Below are 19,477 nucleotides of genomic sequence, written 5' to 3' on the forward strand. Positions count from 1 at the left end.
CTTATTTATAGGTGTTTTCGTTTTTTAACCCTTTTTAACTTGGAAACTCAGGCTAGGGTGTTTTTATTTTGCTTTTTTAATTAACTATTTTCTAAACCTACTAAAATACCTCTATTAACAAATGGTTTTCTACCTTCAAGACTATCAATAAGGTCTGGATAATCGATAAATGGATTTCTTAATCCACCTTGGTATCTAGCTGTTTCGTTGTTTCTATCAATATCAAATTGTGAAATTGAATCTGTTGAAACTCAGTTTTTGTATGTTTGATAATAGTGGTCTTTAATGTATGGTTTAGTACTTGAGAATATTGAATTTGATTTTTGATTTAAGTTTCTATTTCTATATGTAACTGTAAAGTATAGATATGCTCTAGCAATATCTCCTTTGAATGCATCTATTGGTTCAAATGTTGTTTCACCAATTGAGTTTCTTCCTAATTTTCCACCATTTCTTGATGTTTTAGTTGCATCACTTACATTATCGTGAGGAAAATTACCTCTATTTGCATTAACTTTAATATCTGTAGGTCAAACGTGGTGCGCATCTGAAACCATTGGTGATTCTTTGTTGAATCAAGATTGTGGAATTAAGTGTTCCTTGTTTGTCCCTTGCCCTTCATCTCTTGCAGATGATCTTTCACCTCATTGAAAATCAGGGAATGTATATGGATCTCTTCCATTTGGATTTTCTGAATAAATATCTAACAATGTATTATCTTTTTCAAAATATTTATCTTTAAATGCATTATATTGATCATAGAATGTTCCTAAAGCACCATATGAGCGAACTCCTCCAAAGTGTCTGCTTTGAATCGCTAATAATGCATCATATAACTCATTACCCATTTTACCATCAGCTTGTGCATAGTAATTATTACTTGCATCATATCTTAAACCATTAACCGTAATTGGTCGAGTTGGTTGTGAAGGTTCTGGATTTGGATTTGATGGTGTTGCGCCATTTCCTGATGATGGTAGAGTTGATGGATTATCACTTCCATTAACTGGTTCTTCTGTAGATGACTCCTCAATAATGTTAAGTTTTACAACAGATGTGTATAAATTGTCATTTGAGTAGTCAAATGTCTTATCTTCATTTCTAACTGTTAATTTATATTTAACTGTTAGTGTTTGTGTTTGTGCATTATATTCATAATTTAAGAAACTATTTGGATATTTCTTATTTTTGTATGTAAATTCTTTTTCTACATCATTTACTAATTGGAACTCATCGTTTTCAAATTCTGATTTGAATTTAAGAAATGCTGGTCCTTTTTTCTTATCTAATCCAACTGTTCTGTCTGTATACATATAAGCAATATTTTCATGAGCATTTAACTTAGCTAAAACTTGTGTTTTTAAGTCTCCTGAAAGTGGTAATGAAACTAAAATATTGTTATATAAAGTTGTTATATCCTTTTCACCTGGTTTAGCCACGTTACCTGAAAAATCAAGTGTAAATGTTGAAGTATACACATTGCTTCCAACTGCAATATAACCATTAGCTGGTTGTGTAACTTTATAACTAATTACAACTGTGTTTGTTTGTGCATCAAATGAATCAACATCTATTAATTTGTTGCTTGTAATTTCTTCATTAGTGATTTCGTTTCCTGCAAATGCTTTATTAATAAGTTTAAACTCTTGAAAAATACCGTCATCATTTAACATCGCAACAAATGTATTATTTGTGTTGTTCAAGCGAAGTGTGTTATCAGCAGCATTGAAGACAAGTTTTGCATCTTGTGCACTTAATCCTGAAACAATTGCTTGCTTGTTTTCTTCTGTTAAAGACATTGGGTTAGTAACTACGTTTGAAGCATCAGGTATTTCGTATTCGTTTATAGGTTGTCCTGTATAAACACTATCCTCTGCTTTATCCGGATCTTCCGGTTCGGGTTCTTTTGGTTGTTCTGGTGTTGGAGTAGGATCTGGTTCAGGTTGTGGATCAGTTGGTTCTGGCTCAGGTTCTACCGGATCTGGGTTTGATGGTTCAGTGTTTGGATTTGAAATAGGTGGAGTTATTGGATCTGTAACTGGTTTCTTAGGTTCTGGTGTCGGGTTAGCATCAACTGGATTTGATGGTTCTGGATTTTTTTGTGAACATTGAGTTGATAATACTGATGTAGATGTAACAAATAATGATAATACTAATAATGGTTTTAAAAACTTTTTCATACCTTTACTATTATCACTTTTTTAAAAAAGTGATAGAAAATAGCCTTAATTTTCACAAAATGTGAAAAAAATAAGCCATTTTGGCCTATTTGATTAATTCTTTTGTGTAGCTGAAACAAGTACTCCTAAGTTTGTGAATGGTTTAGGATTTGATCCAACTAAGCTTTCTAATAAGTTAGGGTAGTCAATGAATGGGTTTCTTAATCCACCTTCAAATGCAGCAATTTTATTATTTCTTGCAACGTCAAATGGAGAAACTGGATCAGTTGCTGTTCAGTTTGCAAAAGTATTAAAGTAGTGTTCTTTAATGTAAGGTGCTGTTCTTGTGAAGATTGATTGAGATGTAGCTGCTAAGTTTCTGTCATTGTAAGTTACAGTGAAGTAAAGGTATGATCTAGCAATGTCACCTTTGAATTCATTGATTGGTTCAAATGATGTCATACCAATTGAGTTTGTCCCTAATTTTCCACCGTTCATTGATGTTCAACTAGCAGAAGCATTTGCAACTAAATCGTGAGGATAGTTACTTCTTACTCCGTTTACTTTAATATCTGTTGGATAAATGTGGTGAACGTCTGAAACCATTGGTGATTCTTTACTGAATCAAGATTGAGGAATAACGTGTTCTCTGTTCATTCCATAGCTCTCACCAGAAGCATTATTACTTGTTGGGTAAGATCTATATGTGTATGGATCTGTACCTGTTGGGTTTTCAGAATAAATATCTAACATTGTGTTATCTTTTTCAAAGTAAATATCTCTGAATGGTGAGTTGCTTGATTGGTAGAAACCTGGAATATATTTATATTCTCTAACACCTGATAAATGTGCTTTTTGAATTTTTAATAATGCAGCATATAATTCTGCACCGCTTTTTCCGTTAGCTGATGCATAGTAATTATTGCTTGAATCATAGTTGTATGAGTAGTTTGAATTTACTGGTGTAATAGTTATATTTGAACTACCTGTGTTTCCACCTGTTGTTGGTGTTGTTGTAGTTTGTGCTTCCTTAAAGAAAACAGTAAATTTTGATGTGAATGTTTTAGTTGAAAATTCATATCCACTATTATCAGCAGCACCTGTGTTAATTGCAGCTTTGTATGTTAAAGTTAATTCATTTGTACTTGCATTAAATTGGAAGTTAATATCACCATTTGGTCTATCTGTACTTTTGTATGTGAAAATTGGTTCTTCAAAGTTTGCTGGATGGAATTTAGCATTAATAGCTTCTTCAAATAATGCCCCAACAGCTGGTCCTGTTTTTCTGTTTAAACCAATTTCATTTGTATTTCTCATGAAGTATAAGAATTTGTTATTTCCATCTTTTAAATAAGTTAAGATTTGATCTTTTGAAGTAGCAGGAATTTCGATAGGTTTAAATACATTGCTTGCATTTTCTAATGAAACCTCAGCTGGTGTAGCAGGAATAACTGGTTTTGGTGTAACAATTTCTTTTCTTGCATTATCACCTGTTTTATTACATGAAAGTGAAACCATCGGTAAAATAGCACTAGCCGCTAAACTTGATGTTAAAAATAATTTTTTAAAAATTTTCTTCATTTTTCCTCCTTAAAATAAGGTTAAAAATTTCTATTATTTTAGTTGTATTATGTATCAATATAATTTAAAAATTATATTACTTATAATTTTATACAAATAAAAAATAAAAATATGGAAAATTTATTCCATATTTTGTGAAAAATTTACTTGTCTAAAAATTGAGATAAATACTTTGCAAGTCCAGATTGATTGCACGGGAATTCAGTGATTTCATCAGCAATTTTCTTTAGTTCAGGAACTGAATTTTGCATTGCAATTAATGTTCCAACTTTATCTTTTGTAGTTGAATCATTCATTGAATCACCAATGTGCATAGCATCTTCAGGATCAATTCCCTTAAGTTTGCAATATGCAACTTCAGCTTCGCCTTTTGATGAACCAATCTTAGTAATTTCTAAGGTTTTATTTTTTTCTCCAACAAATGCTATTTCAAATATGTGTCCATATTTTTCTTTTCATCTTTTAGCAAATTTAGCAGCCTTTCTAGCTGATAAACTAGATAAAAGAGCCTTGTGTATAGGATAATCGTTTTTAAAGTCTTTGTATGGTTTTGCATTTGTAATTCATCTGAATTTATTAGAAAAGTTTTTGTAAATTTTATTTACAAATTTAATAATGTAATATAAGTAGTTCTTTACATATACGTGACTTGAATCAATTGTTACAAAAGCAAAGTTTTTAGAGATTAAATCAAATAATAACTGTGCTTTTTCATGTTCAATTATTTCCTCTGAAATAATTTTTCCATTCTCAACTGTAACAGCTCCATTTCAAGCTATATATGTAATTTCTCCTGTTAAACCTTTAACAATATCAGAAGTTTTTGCACTTAAACCACGACCAGTTGCAACCACAACTGGAATTTGTTTATTTAACTCTGTAAGTGTTTTTTTAGTAAATTCTGTTGCGCTACGCATTCAGAATTTTTCTTCTGGCCCATCTAAGGCAGTTCCATCTAAATCGATAAAAATAATTTTAGGTTTCTGCATTAATCTCCTATTTAACAATGTCAACTAAGTTTTTCATTAATGCAACTACAGTCATAGGTCCAACTCCACCAGGAACTGGTGTAATTGCAGCTACTTTATCTTTAACATCTTCAAAGTCAACATCACCTGATAATTCTGCTGAAAGTTTGTCATCTAAGTTAGTTCCAACATCGATAACAATAGCACCTTCTTTAACATTGTGAGCTTTAATGTATTTTGCAACACCTATTGCAACAATTAATATGTCTGCATTTTCAATACCTTTAATTCCTGTTTCTTCATTATATGTAGAGACGTTAGCATTTTTTCTTTTAATAATGTGTGCAAGAGGTTTTCCTACAACATGTGATCTTCCAACAACACATACTCTTTTGTTTTCTACATCAATTCCATAGTGTTCCATTAATTCTAAAACACCACGTGCTGTAGCTGGAATAAAGTGTTTGTCAGCTGTATCGTTATATAATCTGAATTCATTTTTTGTTGTAAGTCCATCAATGTCTTTATCATATGGAACTGCATCTAAAATAACTTGAGTTGGTAAATGAGAAGGCAATGGTAACTGAACAATGATTCCATCGAATTTTTCATTGATTCTGTCCATTTTCTTAAGTAATCTGTCTTGAGAAATATCCTCATCAAATTTGAATAATTCAGCCTCAATCCCTAAATCTTCGGCTACTCTTAATTTGTGAGCTATGTATTTGTTTGAAGCAGCATTATCTCCTACTTGGATAATTGCCATTCTTAATTTTCTTTCTAAATCAAGATCAATTATCTCTTGTTTCAATTTAGCTAATTCTTGTTTAGCTAACTCTTTACCGCTTAATATTTGCATGATAATTCCTCCTCATATTTTTTAAGTTCATCTGTATATTTTTCTAATTTTGCTTTTTCGACAGCAACTTTATCAGCAGGAGCTTTTGAAACGAATCTTTCATTGTTTAAAAGTTGCTCTGCTCTAGCTATTTCTTCTTTAACAAAATTAATTTTTTCTAAAAGGAGCTCTTTATTTCTTTGTTTTGTTTCATCTGATTGTTTTATGAATAAAACATTCTCATTTAGTGCTATTAAGTAATCGTTATTATCTAAGTATAAAGCAAATACCATTTTGTTAATTGTCTCAATAGCAACTTGTGGAACATCGTTTTTAAGTGAATAAATAAGAACTTCTTTTTTAGAAATTTGATTATTTTCACGATATTTTCTAAGTTCAGTTACAACTTCAATAACTGTGTTTATATAATCAGTTGAATGATCATCTTCAAATTTAGGTCATAATTGTTCTAATAATTCTGCATTAAAGATTTCTGAATATAACCTGTCTGTTATGAATGGTAAGAATGGATGAAGCACAATTAAAGTTTTTCTTAGGACTTCAAGAGCTGATTTTTTAGAATATGAACTCTTTAAGAATTCAACATATCATCCACTAAGGTCTGTGAAAATAAATTTGTAGATTTCTGAACCGATGATTGAAAACTCATAGTTATCAATAAGTGAATCGATCTTAACTGATAAGTTTTTAAGTTGATTTAATATTCACTTATCTGCATCAGTAGCTTCATTGTTATTATCTTCTAGTTCATTAATGTATCTAGCAATGTTTCATAACTTGTTATTAACTCTTCAAGCAGCTTCAACTTTATCGTCTGAGAATTTAATATCTAAACCTGGTGTTGTATTTGTGATTAAGAATCATCTTAAAGCATCTGAACCATATTTATCAACCATATCCATAGGGTCAACACCATTGTTTAATGATTTAGACATTTTTCTACCTTGTGCATCTCTAATAAGGCCGTGAAGCAGTAATCTATCAAATGGTTTTTGACCTGTAAATTCAAGTCCAAAGAAGTACATTCTAGCTACTCAGAAGAAAATAATGTCATAACCTGTAACTAAAAGAGATGTTGGATAATATCTTTTTAGTTTTTCATCAGTTTGAGGTCATCCTAAGAACACAAATGGAGCAAGTCCTGATGAGAATCAAGTATCTAGAACATCTGGATCTTGAACTCATCCTTCACCTGGTGAATCAACTTGAACTTTCATATTACCATCTTGGTCATATCAAGCAGGAATTCTGTGTCCTCATCAAAGCTGTCTAGAAATTGTTCAATCATAAACATTTTCCATTCATTGACGCATAGTTAATTCAAAACGTTTTGGATAGAACTTAACAGCTTCTGGAGAATCTAAATCTTTTAAGATTAAATCTCTGAAGTGTTCCATTTTAACAAATCATTGTGGTAGCACTAAAATTTCAACTGGTGTTTTAGATCTATCTGAAATACCAACATTTGAAATTGTTGTTTCAACTTTTTGAATATAACCATTATCTTGTAAGAATTGTGCAATCTTCTCTCTTGCTACAAATCTTTCTAAACCGTGGAATTCAGGTAATGCAGGATAGTTAATTAAACCATCTTTTGAAATTGTTTCATTGATTTCAAGATTGTGTTTTTTTATAATATCAATATCAACTTCTGCATGTGCACTAAGTTTCATTAATCCTGAACCAAATTCAATATCAACATATTCATCAGGTATGATTGGTAATTCTTTTTTAGTAATTGGGTGAATTACAACTTCTCCTTCTAAATCTTTGTATCTTGAGTCATTTGGATTAAATACAACAGCAACGTCGCTTAATAAAGTTTCAGTTCTAACAGTAGCAATTGTCAATACATCGTTTGAACCCTTAATTGGATAATTGATGTAGTACATTTTTTGCTCTGTAGGTTCATTATTAACTTCAATGTTTGATAAAGCAGTTTGTAACTTAACATCTCAGTTAATTGCTTTAACACCTTTGTAAATGAAACCTTTGTTGTATAAGTCAATGAAAACTTTTGAAACAGCTTCATTAGCTTCTGCATCAAGTGTGAATCTTTCAGCTGAATAATCAAGTGCTAGACCAATTTTTGATCATTGTTGTCTAAATAAGTTTGCATATTCAGCTTTTCATTCTCAAATCTTATCAACGAAAGCTTCTCTACCTAAATCGTGACGAGTTTGACCTGTTGATTGGAATAAAACATCCTCAACTTTTGATTGTGTAGCAATTCCGGCGTGATCCATACCTGGAACTCACATAACATCAAAACCATTAAGTTTCTTATATCTTATAATTGTGTCCGGTATATAAACATCAAGTGCATGACCTAAATGTAGCTTACCAGTCACATTTGGTGGTGGCAACAAAATAGTGAAAGGTTTTTTATCTAAATCATGAGTTTGAAAATATTTCTTAGCTTGTCATTTTTTATCAATGTCTTTTTCAACTAGCGTGTGATTATATATTTTGTCCATTAATACCTCCTTTAAATAATTTCAAGGTATTTTTACTTAAAAAAATATCTATATAAATAATTATTAAAATTATAATAAATTTTGCTAAAATTCCTTGCCCCTTTTACTGGTAGCACATAAGTGAAAAAATAAAATGTTTATAAAACAATATAGTAAAATTTAATTGTATGAAGATAATTAGCACAAATAAAAAAGCTCATCACAACTATGAAATTATTGATAAATATGAAGCAGGAATTGAATTACTTGGTTGAGAAGTAAAATCAGCTAGAGCTAATTCAATTGACATTTCAAATGCCTTTTGTTCAATTTACAAAGGTGAAATGTATCTTAAGGAAGCTTACTTCAAGCAATATATGCACGTAAAAGCAGATGAGTTTAGAGATAGAAAATTACTTCTTCATAAAAATGAGATTCGTAAGATTAAATTTGCTACAGAATCACAAAGTCTTACTATCATACCTTTAAAAATGTACTTTAATTCTTCATCAAGAATTAAAGTAGAAATAGCTTTAGCTAAAGGTCTTAAAAAGTATGATAAAAGACAACAAATCATTAAAGACGAAGTTAATAAAAAACTCAATAAGCTAATTAATTCATATAAATAATCATTATGGGGATATAATGGTTTCGACATACTTTGGGGTGTTGTTGTTGCAGTAGTGTGGTAGACTATAATTACTTCTAGACTTTCTTAAATGGAAACGTTAAAAAAGAAAACAAAGTTTCAAACTTTGCAATGTTCTCAATGAACAACTTAAACCCAGTTTTTGCTTAATTAAATGCAATCTGGTGACTTTAATGTAGCTCCTTTCTATATTAAAGTTGGTCTTTTAAGAGGATAGCATTAGCTTTGGCAAACTAATGTGAAATTTAGCCAAACTGTTTAATATTTTTCGAATACTTTATCATTAAAACAGTTGTCAAAAGTATTCTAAACTGTAGACGCAGCAACATGCTCAATTTGTGGACAGGGGTTCGATTCCCCTTATCTCCACCATTAGCCGCTTTAGTTCTAGTGGTAAAACAGTTGACTCGTAACCAACCATCATGAGTTCGATTCTCATAAGCGGCACCATTAGATTAATCTATTTAAACATCATGACTATCGAAGTTGTGATTTTTTTAATGTCTTTTTTTTAAAACAATCACTAAGTCCTACTTTTTTCAGAATTTACTTACATTTTTTAGAATAAGGATAGATAACAAAGTTATCTAATGCAATTATTAAAAGGAATGTATGAAAATAACTAAAATATTAATCCCATTTGGCGCAATATCATCTATTTTTGTTGCTGCAACAATTTCGGTATCTTGTGGTTAAATATACCAACAAGTTATCTAATAGCTAAAACAAGGACAAGGTTGTAAAAGAGTTTGATAAGTGCTACTTTCTTAGCTATTTGCTTGATTTTGTTTATATTCCTCTTTTTGTATAAATTGCATTGTTTAAATAGTTTATATATTTTGCAAAAAGTTAAAATTTAGCAGTTATTTTAATGAAATTTTAATGTTTTAATAAAGAAGGCCAAAAATAAAAAAACACCTTAGCAATAGCTAAAGTGTCTTATATGTTTAATTGAATTTAGAAATTATAATTCGTTAATTGTTCCACCTAATTTAGCAAAAGCTTCTTTAGCTGATGCTGATGCTTTGTGTACATCGATTGTTAATTTCTTTGTTAATGTACCATTTCCTAATAATTTAACAGGCATATTTCTTTTAATTAAGTTTACACTGAATAAAGCTTCAATTGTGATTACATCACCGTCGTTAAATCTTGTTTCTAAATCAGCAAGGTTGATTACTTGGTATTCAACGTGGTTAACATTGTTAAATCCACGTTTTCCGATTCTACGGAATCATGGTGTTTGACCCCCTTCGAATCCTAATCTGTGACCTTTACGTTTGTTTTGACCTGATTGTCCTTTACCAGCTTGTTTACCTTTTCCAGCAGCGTGTCCTCTACCTTTACGGTGTTTTTCTGGTCTTGAACCTTCTGTGAATTTTAAAGTATTTAATTTAATTGCCATATTATAAATCCTTAACTTCTTTGTCTCTGATTTCAGCGATTTCTTCAACAGTTCTCATGTTTAATAACGCTTTAACTGTAGCTTTAACAACGTTTGCTTTTGAACGAGATCCATATGTTTTTGTAACGATATCTGTGTATCCAGCTAATTCAACAACAGCACGAACTGTTCCTGAAGCAATAAGTCCTTTTCCTTTTGGAGCAGGTTTTAACATTACTTTAGATGCTAAGAATTTAGCAGTAATTTCATGTGGAACTGTACCATTAACTACTGGTACTGAAACAAGGTTATTTTGTGCATCTTTAACAGCTTTCTTGATAGCATCTGGAACTTCGTTTGCCTTACCGTGTCCAAATCCTACAAGACCTTTTTTGTTCCCAACTACAACAAAAGCTGAGAAGCTGAATCTTCTTCCACCTTTAACAACTTTTGTAACACGAGCAATGTCAACTACTTTTTCTGAGAATTCTGATTCGAATTTAGGAGCTGCTTGACGTGGTCTTCTGTTCATTGGTTTTCTGTTTGCACGTTCTTGTTTGTTTTCTGTAGCTTCTGATTTAACTGTTCTTGGTCTTCTTGCTGTAACTTCTTTTGTTCCAGCTTCTAATTTAACTTCTTTTTTGTTTTCCATTAGAATTTAACTCCTTGTTCTCTTACTGCTTCTGCGAATGCTTTAACACGTCCATGGTAGATGTATCCACCACGGTCAAAAACGATTTCTGTAATACCTAATTTGTTAATTTTTTCACCCATTAATTTACCTAATTCTGATGCTGCAGCGATGTTTCCTGAGTATTTTTCATTTTTAAGTGTTGAAACACTTGCTAATGTAACACCTTTTGTGTCATCGATTAATTGAGCATAGAAGTTTTGGTGTGATTTGAATACATTTAAACGAGGTTTTGTAGCTGTACCGCTAATGTGTTGACGTAAACGAACATGTTTAACTTTTCTAGCTGCGTTTCTTGATTTTGCTTTCATTTTATTCACCTAGCAACTCCTAAATTATTTAGAAGCTGTTTTCCCTTCTTTACGTCTAATTTTTTCACCTTTGTAAGAAATACCTTTACCTGAGTACACGTTAGGTTTTCTGATTGCTCTAACTACTGAAGCAAATTGTCCAACTTGCTCTTTGCTAATTCCAAATACTGAAATTTCTGTAGGTTTAGCAACTGTAACTTTTAATTCTGATGGAACTTGTTTTGAAACTGGGTGTGAGTATCCAGCGTTAACTACAAGTTCATTTCCTCTAAGTTCAGCTTTGTACCCAACTCCTTTGATTTCTAAATCAATTTGGAATCCTTCTGAAACTCCCTTGATCATGTTTGCGATAAGAGCGTTTGTTGTTCCGTGTAATTGTTTTGTTTGTTTGTTTTCATTTGCACGTACTGTTGTAACTTGGTTGTTTTCTACTTGTACTTTGATTAATGGACTAAATGTTCTTTCTAATTTTCCGTGTTTTCCTGAAACTGTAACTGTGTTACCGTTAACTGAAACTTCTGTTCCAGCAGGAATAACTAAAACTCTATTTCCAACACGAGACATACTAATTATCAAATGTAAGCGATGATTTCACCACCAACATTAGCCTCCTTAGCTTGTTTTCCTGTCATTAATCCTTTTGAAGTAGAGATGATTACTGTACCGTAACCTGATAAAACACTAGGAATTTCATCTGCTTTAACGTAAGTTCTAAGACCTGGCTTAGAAACTCTTTTAAAGTCAACGATAGCTTGTTTGTTTTTCTTGTATTTTAATGTAACTACTAATTCTTTGTTTACACCTTCACCTGAAACTGTGTAAGATGCAATGTACCCTTCTTCTAAAATTAACTTAACAATAGCTTCTTTTTTAGTTGAATATGGAATTGAAACAGTTTTATGTTTTCTAATGTTAGCGTTTTTGATTCTAACAACTAAATCTGAAATTGGATCTGTAATAAACATAATTATCAACTCGCTTTCTTCATACCTGGAATTTTACCTTCGTGTGCAAGGTTTCTAAAGCAGATACGACATACTTTGTATTTTCTTAAAACTGAGTGTGGACGTCCACATAATTCACAACGTGTGTAAGCACGTGTTGAGAATTTAGGGTGACGTTTAGCTTTTGCGATTAATGCTTTTCTTGCCATAAACTATTTAGCTCCTTTTTTTTCGAATGGTACACCAAGTGCTTCTAATAATGTTTTAGCTTCTTGGTCAGATTTAGCTGAAGTTACAATAATAACGTCAAGCCCTTTGATTTTACGGATTTTGTCAAATTCGATTTCTGGGAAGATGATTTCTTCTTTAATTCCTAAGTTGTAGTTACCTCTTCCATCGAAAGCTTTTGGATTAGCTCCACGGAAGTCACGAATACGTGGCATTGCAACATTGATTAATTTGTCTAAAAAGTCTCACATTCTTTCTCTACGAAGTGTAACTTTTCCACCCATAGGCATACCTTCACGAAGTTTTCATGAAGCGTTTGATTTTTTAGCTGTTGTTTGGTATGGTTTTTGAGAAGAGATTAATGTTAATTCATTTAAAACTTCTTCAATAGCTTTTGAGTTGTTGATTTCTTTTCCAGCTGTCATGTTTAATACAACTTTTTCGATTCTTGGAACTTCCATTGATGATTTGTATTGGTATTTTTCTTTTAAAGCAGGAACTGCTTTTTCTAAATAAACATTTTTTAACATATTAGATTTCCTTTTGTGTTCTTTTTGCGATTCTTACTTTTTTACCTTTGTCATCAATTTTGTATCCGATTTTTGAGATTTGTGCTGGTTTATCTTTTGTAGCTTTTTTAACTAAATATGCAACATTTGAAACGTGGATTGGAGCTTCTTTTTCTGAAATTGAACCATCTTGGTTTTGGTGTGAAGGTTTGTTGTGTTTTTTAACAATATTTACACCTTTAACGATAACTTTGTTTTCTGAACGTAAGATTTTTTCGATTTGACCTGTTTTTCCTTTATCTTTACCGGCAATAACCATAACTTCATCATTAACTTTGAATTTGATTTTATTCATAACTTATCTCCTTATAAATAAATTAAAGTACTTCAGGTGCAAGTGAAACGATTTTTGGGTATTTTTCTCTAATTTCACGAGCAACAGGTCCAAACACACGTGTTCCACGTGGTGTTCCATCTTCTTTTAAAATTACAACTGCGTTATCATCAAAACGAATGTATGTACCATTGTCACGGTGAATTCCGTAAGCTGAACGTACAACTACTGCTTTAACAACTTGTCCTTCTTTAACCATACCGTTTGGAATAGCTTTTTTAACTGAACATACAATAACATCACCAATGTTTGCTGTTTTTTTCTTTGACCCACCTAAAACACGAATAACACCAATTTCTTTAGCACCTGAGTTATCAGCAACGTTTGCTCTAGATAATTCGTGAATCATTAGTTATTTCCTTCGATTGCAGTTTGTTTAACTTCAACTAATCTGAAGTGTTTTGTTTTTGATAATGGTCTTGTTTCCATAATAACAACGATGTCACCTAATTTAGCAACATGGTTTTCATCATGAACAGCAAATCTTTTTGTTGATTTGTAACGTTTTGAATATAATGGGTGTTTTTTGTATGTGTCAACTGCTACGATGATTGTTTTTGCTGTTTTACCAGCAGAAACAACTGTTCCAACTAAAGTTTTTCTTGAGTTTCTTTCCATAATTATTTAGCTCCTTTTTTTTCATTTAAAGCTGTTTTAACTTTAGCAATGTCTTTTCTAATGTTTGCAATTTTGTGTGTTTCTTTTAAATCACCTGTAACGTTTTGATATCTTAAAGTAAATAATTCTGCTTTAAGTTGTTCAACTAATGTATTTAATTCATCAACTGATTTGTTTTTTAATTCTTTGTAAAGCATTATTTATCTCCTTCTTCTCTTTTAATAATTTTTCATTTAACAGGTAATTTGTGACCAGCTAATCTTAAAGCGTCTCTTGCTACATCTTCTGCAACACCTGACACTTCAAACATAACTGTATTAACTTTAACTGCTGTATATCATAATTCAGGAGTACCTTTTCCTGATCCCATACGTACACCAATTGGTTTAGATGTTTTAGCAAAGTGAGGGAAAATACGGATAATAACTTCCCCTTCACGTCCCATTCTACGTGTAGCAGCAATACGAGCTGATTCAATTTGACGAGCTGTTACTCAAGCAGATGTTACAGCTTGTAAACCAAATTCTCCAAAAGAAACTTTGTTTCCTTTTGTTGCTTTACGTTTGTCGTGTCTTTGGATGAATGGTTTTCTGTATTTGGTTCTTTTTGGTTGAAGCATTATTTATCCCCTTCCAATTTTTCACCTAATGATACTCAAACTTTAACACCAATTGCACCGTATGTTGTTCTAGCAGTAGCTGTAGCGTAATCAACATCTTGTCTTAATGTGTGAAGTTTCATTTCTCCTTCTGAGTACCCTTCTGTTCTAGCCATATCAACTCCGTTTAAACGTCCTGAAACAGCTGTTTTGATACCTTTAGCACCAGCACGCATTGCATTTCTAATAGCAATTTTTTGTGCTGAACGGAAACTTTCACGGTTTTCTAATTTTGTTGCAATCATTTCTGCAAGTAATTTTGCATTTAAATCTGGATTTTTAAGTTCTAAAACTTGAACATTTAAGTTTAAGTTTTTGTTTTTAATAAATTTTGATAATGCTAATGTTAAGTCTTGAATGTTTTTACCTTCAGCACCTAACATAGCAGCTGGTTTAGCTGTGTGAACTAAAACTGTAACTTTGTTGTTTGCGTTACGTTTTACTTCAACTTTACCAATTTGGTATTGACGTACTAATTTATCAAAGAATTTGTAGATTTTAGCATCTTCAACTAAGAATGAACCAAAGTTAGCTTTTTCTGCAAATCATTGTGAGTTGTGAGCTTTTGAAATTCCGTAACGGAAACCATTTGGATTAACCTTTTGTCCCATATTAATTTCTCTCCTCTAATGTGATTGATAAATTTGATGTACGTTTTAAGATAGAGTAAGCTCTACCTTGGCTTCTTGGTTGGAATCTTTTAAGAGTTGGACCTTCATTTACATAAACTTCTTTTACGAATAATTTTGTAGCATCTAAACCATGGTTGTGTGTTGCGTTAGCAACAGCTGAGTTTAATAACTTGATGAAAATAGGAGCTGATTTTTTGTTTGTGTTGTGTAATAACCCTAAAGCAACAGTTACATCTTTACCTCTAAATAAGTTTGCAACTAATTTAGCTTTAGATACACTAACTCTTTGCAATTTAACGTGAGCTTTTGCTTGTTGTTTTTGCATTATTTCTTCTTCCCTTTATCTGCACCGTGACCAGAGAATGTTCTAGTTGGTGAGAATTCTCCTAATTTGTGACCTACCATGTCATCTGTAACGTAAACTTCAACAAATTGTTTTCCGTTGTGTACTGCAAATGTTAATCCAACGAAGTTAGGGAAAATTGTTGAACGTCTTGATCAAGTTTTAATTGGTTTTTTAGGTGCTTTTCCTTCAACGATAGCATCTACTTTTTTAAGTAAATGGTCATCTGCGAATGGACCTTTTTTAAGACTACGTGCCATTATTTAGCATCCTTTCTTCTTCTTAAAATAAGTTTATTTGAAGATTTCTTAGTTTTTCTTGTTTTAACTCCAAGAGCTTTTTTACCTCATGGTGTAAGAGGAGCTTTACGACCAACTGGTTGTTTACCTTCCCCTCCTCCATGTGGGTGATCTACTGGGTTCATTACTGATCCACGTACTGTAGGTCTAATACCTTTGTGTCTGTTAATTCCAGCTTTACCAATATTTACTAATAAGTGTTCTTCGTTTCCTACAACACCAATTGTTGCACGGCAACGAGCTAAGATACGACGTGTTTCACCAGATTTTAATCTTAACACTACGTATTTTCCATTGTCATCTTTACCAAGGATTTGAGCTGATGTACCTGCACTACGTGCAATTTGTCCTCCAGCACCTGGTTGCATTTCAATATTGTGTACAAATGTACCTTCAGGAATGTTTGAAAGTGGTAATGTGTTACCAACAATAATATCTACGTTGTCTCCTGAAACAACTTTTTGTCCTAATTTAATACCTTTAGGAGCTAAAATGTATCTTTTTTCTCCATCTGCGTATACAACTAAACTAATGTTTGCTGATCTGTTTGGATCATATTCAATAGTTTTTACTGTAGCAGGGATGTTATCTTTATTACGTTTAAAGTCTACAAGTCTGTAGAATCTTTTAACACGTCCTCCATGATGTCTAACAGTAATTTTACCTTGGTTGTTACGTCCAGCATGATTTTTTAAATTCACTAAAAGTGATTTTTCTGGAGCGTGACCTGATAAGTTTTGTCTGTAATCAAGAGTAGACATGTTTCTACGACCATTTGTAGTTGGCTTAAAATGTTTAATAGCCATTTGTCTTCTCCTTTGCTTAAAAATATTTGGGGATTTGCAAGATTATCTTTTAAGCAACTATCTAAAACCCCTTAACTAATTGTCTGATTTGAACATAAAGTTCATCGGATTTAATTATTCTCCACCAACTTTACGTTTTGTAGTAGTTTTCTTAACTGCTGTGTTTGCTTTTTTAGCTGTTGTTTTTTTAGCAGCTAATTTAGCAGCAGCTTTTTTCTCAACTTCTGAAGCTTTAGAAGCTTTTGCTTTTTTAGCTTCATCTGCTTTAGCTTTAGTTTCAGCTAAAACTGCTTCTTCAGCGTCTGATGGAACATAGTTTAATGTTGAACCTTCTTTTAAAGTAACCATAGCTTTTTTGTAACGGTTTGTAAATCCGTGGAAACGTCCTACGTTTTTAGCTTTTTTATCAACTTTGATTGTTCTAACTTTGTCAACTTTAACTTGGAAAATTGTTTCAACAGCTTGTGCAATTTGGAATTTGTTTGCGTGGAAGTCTACTTTGAATGTGTAAACACCTTTAGCTCTTTGAATGTCTGATTTTTCAGTTAAAACTGGAGCTTTAATGATTCTTGTTAATTCCATTATTTAATTCTCCCTTTTAATAATTCAAGACTTTCGTTTGAAACAATCATAACGTCAGCAGCAATAGCAGCTTCAACTGTTAATGAGTTAGCTTTAACAACTGTAACGTTTGGTAAGTTTCTAACTGATTTGTAAACCATTGTGTTTTCTGTAACAACTAAAACATGTTTTAAGTTTGCTACTTTTAATTCAGCTAATTTAGCAGCAACTGTTTTTGTTGAGATTGTGTCTAATGCTAAATCATCAACGATAACAGCTTGATCTTGTGCTAATAATGTTAAAGCTGAAATAAATGCACGGAATTTAACTTTCTTGTTAACTTTAAGTGAGTAGTTTCTGTTTGGTTTAGGTCCGAATGCTCTTCCCCCTCCAACTCAGATTGGTGAACGCATAGAACTGTGACGTGCTCTACCTGTTCCTTTTTGTCTTCAAGGTTTTTTACCTGAACCACTTACTTCTGAACGGTTTTTAACTTTGTGTGTTCCTTGTCTTCTTGATGCTCTCTCTGATAAGATTGAGTCAAATACTGCTTGTTCATAAATTTTTTCACTAGCAAATAATTGTGCTGGTAAATCTGCTTTATGAGCAACTTTAGCAACGTTTTTGTCTTTTTGAACTGTAACTTTAGCTGATTTTGCAGCAGCTGGCTTTGTTGAAGCTTTTTTAGCTGGAGATGATTTAGGAGCAGCTTTTTTAGCTGTTGTAGATTTTTTAACTGTTTCTGCCATAAATTATTCTCCTTTGTTTGCTTCTGCAGCATCAATTAATTCTTGTAATTGTTGTGCGTTCATTCCAACTGTAACTTCAATGTTGAATTTTTTAGCTTTTTCAATAAGTTCGTTCATTAACATAGCTTCTTTAACGTTTACTAATTTAATTTCTTCACGGCTTGGTAATCCTTTAACCGCTTCTTTTACTACTACGAATGATTTTTTAGGTCCTGGAATTGAACCTTTGATTAATAATAAGTTGTTTTCTACATCTACTTTAACAACTTCTAAGTTTTGAACTGTTGTTTTAACATGTCCAAGGTGTCCTGGCATTGTCATACCTTTGTAAACACGGTTACCTGAGATATCCCCAAGTGATCCTGTTTGTCTAATAGGTTGAGATCCTCCACCTCCACCGTGAGATTTGGGTCCGATGTGTTGGTTATGTCTTTTAATTGTACCAGCGAACCCTTTCCCTTTTGATGTACCTGTAACGTCTACAAGTTCACCTGCTTTAAAAATGTCAGCTTTAATTAAATCTCCAAGTTCGTATCCTGACATATCACGAACTTCTTTAACGAAGCGCTTAGGTGTTGTTGAAGCTTTAGCAAAGTGACCAATTTCAGGTTTGTTTGCTCTACTTGCTTTTTTATCAGCTGTAGCAAGTTGTGTTGCAACGTAACCATCTTTGTCGTTTGTTAAAACTTTTGAAACAACATTTGGTTGTACTTCGATTACTGTAACAGGAACGCTTTTTCCTGATTCAGTAAAGATTTGAGTCATACCAACTTTACGTCCTAAGATTCCTTTCATATTGTCTCCTTAAAAATTTGGGTATTAAATTTGATTATTTAACTTTAACTTGAATATCCACACCAGCTGGTAATTCAAGTCTTTGTAATTGATCTTGAGTTTTAGCAGAAGGATCGGTAATTACAACTAATCTTTGGTGTGTTCTGCTTTCGAATTGTTCACGGCTTTTCTTGTTAACGTGAACAGATCTTAAGATAGTAATTTCATCTCTTTTTGTAGGTAAAGGAATTGGTCCACTTACTTTAGCATCTGTTGCTTTTGCAATTTCGTAAATTCTTTTTGCAGCAGCATCAACTAATGCGTGGTCAAACCCTTTAACTTTGATGTTTAACTTACTCATTGTTGTCTCCTTTGTTCTTGATTTTGAACATAGCTCCTTTTAAAAACCCAACGTGTCCTCAACAACATTTTGGCACGTTGGCAACCTTAAAATTCATAGCTATAGTTGCTTATTGATTATATAGTAAAAATTAAAAAACAGAAACCGAAATTTCTGTTTTTATTTCTAGCAACTCCTCTCAGTGTATCAAGGAGCTTTTTCTTATGAAATTTTCTTTAAAATTCAGTTATTTAAAATCTGAAATGGAACGTATTCATAAGCTTTTTCTTGGATAGTTTGACCTTGTAATAACATCATTGTAGGAACTCTTAAAACCTGCCATTTTGTATTAGGAACTCTGAATAACTGAGCTTCTTCAGCATCCACATTAATGAAACGAATTCTATGATTTCCTTCATATTCTTTAGCAATTTCCTCTACAATAGGTTTCATCATTTTACAATCACCACATCATTGAGTAGTGAAATTTAAGAAAATTAATTCGTTATCTTTGTTAGCTTCAATTATTTTTTTAGCTTCTTCTCATTTTAAATTTTCAAACAT

General features: G+C 32.0%; 26 protein-coding genes, 1 tRNA gene, 1 other RNA gene and 1 pseudogene. 3 read left to right on the forward strand and 26 right to left on the reverse strand.

Annotation, left to right across the window (positions count from 1 at the left end; genetic code table 4):
- Window positions 1-80 precede the first annotated feature (80 nt).
- The 5 genes from VBM86_RS02185 to VBM86_RS02205 all read right to left on the reverse strand — a co-directional run bounded on the left by VBM86_RS02185 (window position 81) and on the right by VBM86_RS02205 (window position 8,044).
- The gene (locus VBM86_RS02185) at window positions 81-2,180 is read right to left on the reverse strand and encodes an endonuclease (RefSeq protein WP_323188943.1); all 2,100 of its coding nucleotides are present in this window, start codon (window positions 2,178-2,180) and stop codon (window positions 81-83) included.
- A 93-nt stretch (window positions 2,181-2,273) separates the two neighbouring features.
- On the reverse strand, window positions 2,274-3,740 hold the full coding sequence (locus VBM86_RS02190; protein WP_323188942.1) for an endonuclease: 1,467 nt from the start codon (window positions 3,738-3,740) through the stop codon (window positions 2,274-2,276).
- 143 nt (window positions 3,741-3,883) lie between these two features.
- Window positions 3,884-4,729, reverse strand: coding sequence for an HAD-IIB family hydrolase (locus tag VBM86_RS02195; protein ID WP_323189728.1), 846 nt, complete (start codon window positions 4,727-4,729; stop codon window positions 3,884-3,886).
- A 7-nt stretch (window positions 4,730-4,736) separates the two neighbouring features.
- A complete protein-coding gene (locus tag VBM86_RS02200) occupies window positions 4,737-5,567 on the reverse strand; it encodes a bifunctional 5,10-methylenetetrahydrofolate dehydrogenase/5,10-methenyltetrahydrofolate cyclohydrolase (protein WP_257089337.1) in 831 nt (276 codons plus the stop codon).
- Window positions 5,555-8,044 carry a valine--tRNA ligase gene (locus tag VBM86_RS02205; protein WP_323189729.1) on the reverse strand — a complete coding sequence of 830 codons (2,490 nt, stop codon included), beginning with the start codon at window positions 8,042-8,044 and terminating at the stop codon, window positions 5,555-5,557. Before VBM86_RS02205 ends, VBM86_RS02200 begins: the two co-directional genes overlap by 13 nt.
- 167 nt (window positions 8,045-8,211) lie before the next feature.
- Between VBM86_RS02205 and smpB the strand changes: the two genes are divergently transcribed.
- The 3 genes from smpB (at window position 8,212) to VBM86_RS02220 (ending at window position 9,122) form a co-directional block, all read left to right on the forward strand.
- The gene (smpB, locus tag VBM86_RS02210; protein WP_323176674.1) at window positions 8,212-8,652 is read left to right on the forward strand and encodes an SsrA-binding protein; all 441 of its coding nucleotides are present in this window, start codon (window positions 8,212-8,214) and stop codon (window positions 8,650-8,652) included.
- A gap of 7 nt (window positions 8,653-8,659) precedes the next feature.
- Window positions 8,660-9,044: a transfer-messenger RNA gene (gene ssrA, locus VBM86_RS02215) on the forward strand.
- A 3-nt stretch (window positions 9,045-9,047) separates the two neighbouring features.
- Window positions 9,048-9,122, forward strand: a tRNA-Thr gene (locus VBM86_RS02220).
- A 514-nt stretch (window positions 9,123-9,636) separates the two neighbouring features.
- On the opposite strand, the gene rplO is transcribed toward VBM86_RS02220, so the two are convergent.
- From rplO to VBM86_RS02325, 21 genes and pseudogenes are all read right to left on the reverse strand, one after another.
- Window positions 9,637-10,071: a 50S ribosomal protein L15 gene (gene rplO / locus VBM86_RS02225; protein ID WP_323176692.1), complete on the reverse strand. Its 435-nt coding sequence runs from the start codon at window positions 10,069-10,071 to the stop codon at window positions 9,637-9,639.
- A 7-nt stretch (window positions 10,072-10,078) separates the two neighbouring features.
- Entirely contained in the window at window positions 10,079-10,708 is a 630-nt protein-coding gene (gene rpsE / locus VBM86_RS02230) for a 30S ribosomal protein S5 (protein ID WP_416234916.1), read from the reverse strand.
- The gene (gene rplR / locus VBM86_RS02235; protein ID WP_257089321.1) at window positions 10,708-11,058 is read right to left on the reverse strand and encodes a 50S ribosomal protein L18; all 351 of its coding nucleotides are present in this window, start codon (window positions 11,056-11,058) and stop codon (window positions 10,708-10,710) included. Before rplR ends, rpsE begins: the two co-directional genes overlap by 1 nt.
- 24 nt (window positions 11,059-11,082) lie before the next feature.
- On the reverse strand, window positions 11,083-11,622 hold the full coding sequence (rplF, locus tag VBM86_RS02240) for a 50S ribosomal protein L6 (protein ID WP_257089319.1): 540 nt from the start codon (window positions 11,620-11,622) through the stop codon (window positions 11,083-11,085).
- 5 nt (window positions 11,623-11,627) lie between these two features.
- Window positions 11,628-12,023 (reverse strand): 30S ribosomal protein S8, encoded by a 396-nt coding sequence (gene rpsH / locus VBM86_RS02245; RefSeq protein ID WP_257089317.1) that lies wholly within the window; start codon window positions 12,021-12,023, stop codon window positions 11,628-11,630.
- 2 nt (window positions 12,024-12,025) lie between these two features.
- Window positions 12,026-12,211, reverse strand: coding sequence for a type Z 30S ribosomal protein S14 (locus VBM86_RS02250; protein ID WP_257089315.1), 186 nt, complete (start codon window positions 12,209-12,211; stop codon window positions 12,026-12,028).
- Between the two features lie 3 nt (window positions 12,212-12,214).
- Complete coding sequence (rplE, locus tag VBM86_RS02255) at window positions 12,215-12,760, reverse strand: 50S ribosomal protein L5 (RefSeq protein WP_257089313.1); 546 nt, start codon at window positions 12,758-12,760, stop codon at window positions 12,215-12,217.
- A 1-nt stretch (window position 12,761) separates the two neighbouring features.
- Window positions 12,762-13,085, reverse strand: a complete 324-nt coding sequence (gene rplX / locus VBM86_RS02260; RefSeq protein ID WP_416099228.1) for a 50S ribosomal protein L24 — start codon at window positions 13,083-13,085, stop codon at window positions 12,762-12,764.
- Window positions 13,086-13,116: 31 nt separating this feature from the next.
- Window positions 13,117-13,482, reverse strand: a complete 366-nt coding sequence (rplN, locus tag VBM86_RS02265; protein ID WP_257089308.1) for a 50S ribosomal protein L14 — start codon at window positions 13,480-13,482, stop codon at window positions 13,117-13,119.
- A complete protein-coding gene (rpsQ, locus tag VBM86_RS02270) occupies window positions 13,482-13,751 on the reverse strand; it encodes a 30S ribosomal protein S17 (RefSeq protein ID WP_306428736.1) in 270 nt (89 codons plus the stop codon). The genes rplN and rpsQ overlap by 1 nt, the downstream gene beginning before the upstream one ends.
- Window positions 13,752-13,753: 2 nt before the next feature.
- A complete protein-coding gene (rpmC, locus tag VBM86_RS02275) occupies window positions 13,754-13,948 on the reverse strand; it encodes a 50S ribosomal protein L29 (protein WP_323176676.1) in 195 nt (64 codons plus the stop codon).
- Window positions 13,948-14,370, reverse strand: a complete 423-nt coding sequence (rplP, locus tag VBM86_RS02280; RefSeq protein WP_257089304.1) for a 50S ribosomal protein L16 — start codon at window positions 14,368-14,370, stop codon at window positions 13,948-13,950. Before rplP ends, rpmC begins: the two co-directional genes overlap by 1 nt.
- Entirely contained in the window at window positions 14,370-15,020 is a 651-nt protein-coding gene (gene rpsC, locus VBM86_RS02285) for a 30S ribosomal protein S3 (RefSeq protein ID WP_323176677.1), read from the reverse strand. Before rpsC ends, rplP begins: the two co-directional genes overlap by 1 nt.
- A 1-nt stretch (window position 15,021) precedes the next feature.
- A complete protein-coding gene (gene rplV, locus VBM86_RS02290; protein WP_257089299.1) occupies window positions 15,022-15,366 on the reverse strand; it encodes a 50S ribosomal protein L22 in 345 nt (114 codons plus the stop codon).
- Window positions 15,366-15,644: a 30S ribosomal protein S19 gene (gene rpsS, locus VBM86_RS02295; protein WP_257089297.1), complete on the reverse strand. Its 279-nt coding sequence runs from the start codon at window positions 15,642-15,644 to the stop codon at window positions 15,366-15,368. Before rpsS ends, rplV begins: the two co-directional genes overlap by 1 nt.
- Window positions 15,644-16,489 carry a 50S ribosomal protein L2 gene (gene rplB / locus VBM86_RS02300; protein WP_323176678.1) on the reverse strand — a complete coding sequence of 282 codons (846 nt, stop codon included), beginning with the start codon at window positions 16,487-16,489 and terminating at the stop codon, window positions 15,644-15,646. Before rplB ends, rpsS begins: the two co-directional genes overlap by 1 nt.
- Before the next feature lie 114 nt (window positions 16,490-16,603).
- The gene (rplW, locus tag VBM86_RS02305; RefSeq protein WP_257089292.1) at window positions 16,604-17,071 is read right to left on the reverse strand and encodes a 50S ribosomal protein L23; all 468 of its coding nucleotides are present in this window, start codon (window positions 17,069-17,071) and stop codon (window positions 16,604-16,606) included.
- Window positions 17,071-17,799 carry a 50S ribosomal protein L4 gene (gene rplD / locus VBM86_RS02310; protein ID WP_323189730.1) on the reverse strand — a complete coding sequence of 243 codons (729 nt, stop codon included), beginning with the start codon at window positions 17,797-17,799 and terminating at the stop codon, window positions 17,071-17,073. The genes rplW and rplD overlap by 1 nt, the downstream gene beginning before the upstream one ends.
- Window positions 17,800-17,970: 171 nt before the next feature.
- Window positions 17,971-18,594, reverse strand: a pseudogene (rplC, locus tag VBM86_RS02315) (50S ribosomal protein L3); the annotation flags it as partial.
- 34 nt (window positions 18,595-18,628) lie between these two features.
- The gene (gene rpsJ, locus VBM86_RS02320) at window positions 18,629-18,934 is read right to left on the reverse strand and encodes a 30S ribosomal protein S10 (protein ID WP_257089286.1); all 306 of its coding nucleotides are present in this window, start codon (window positions 18,932-18,934) and stop codon (window positions 18,629-18,631) included.
- Window positions 18,935-19,135: 201 nt separating this feature from the next.
- Window positions 19,136-19,477 carry a thioredoxin family protein gene (locus tag VBM86_RS02325; protein WP_323189731.1) on the reverse strand — a complete coding sequence of 114 codons (342 nt, stop codon included), beginning with the start codon at window positions 19,475-19,477 and terminating at the stop codon, window positions 19,136-19,138.

Source organism: Mycoplasma sp. 21DD0573 (assembly GCF_034863425.1).
Classification (GTDB): Bacteria; Bacillota_I; Bacilli_A; order Mycoplasmatales; family Metamycoplasmataceae; genus Mycoplasmopsis.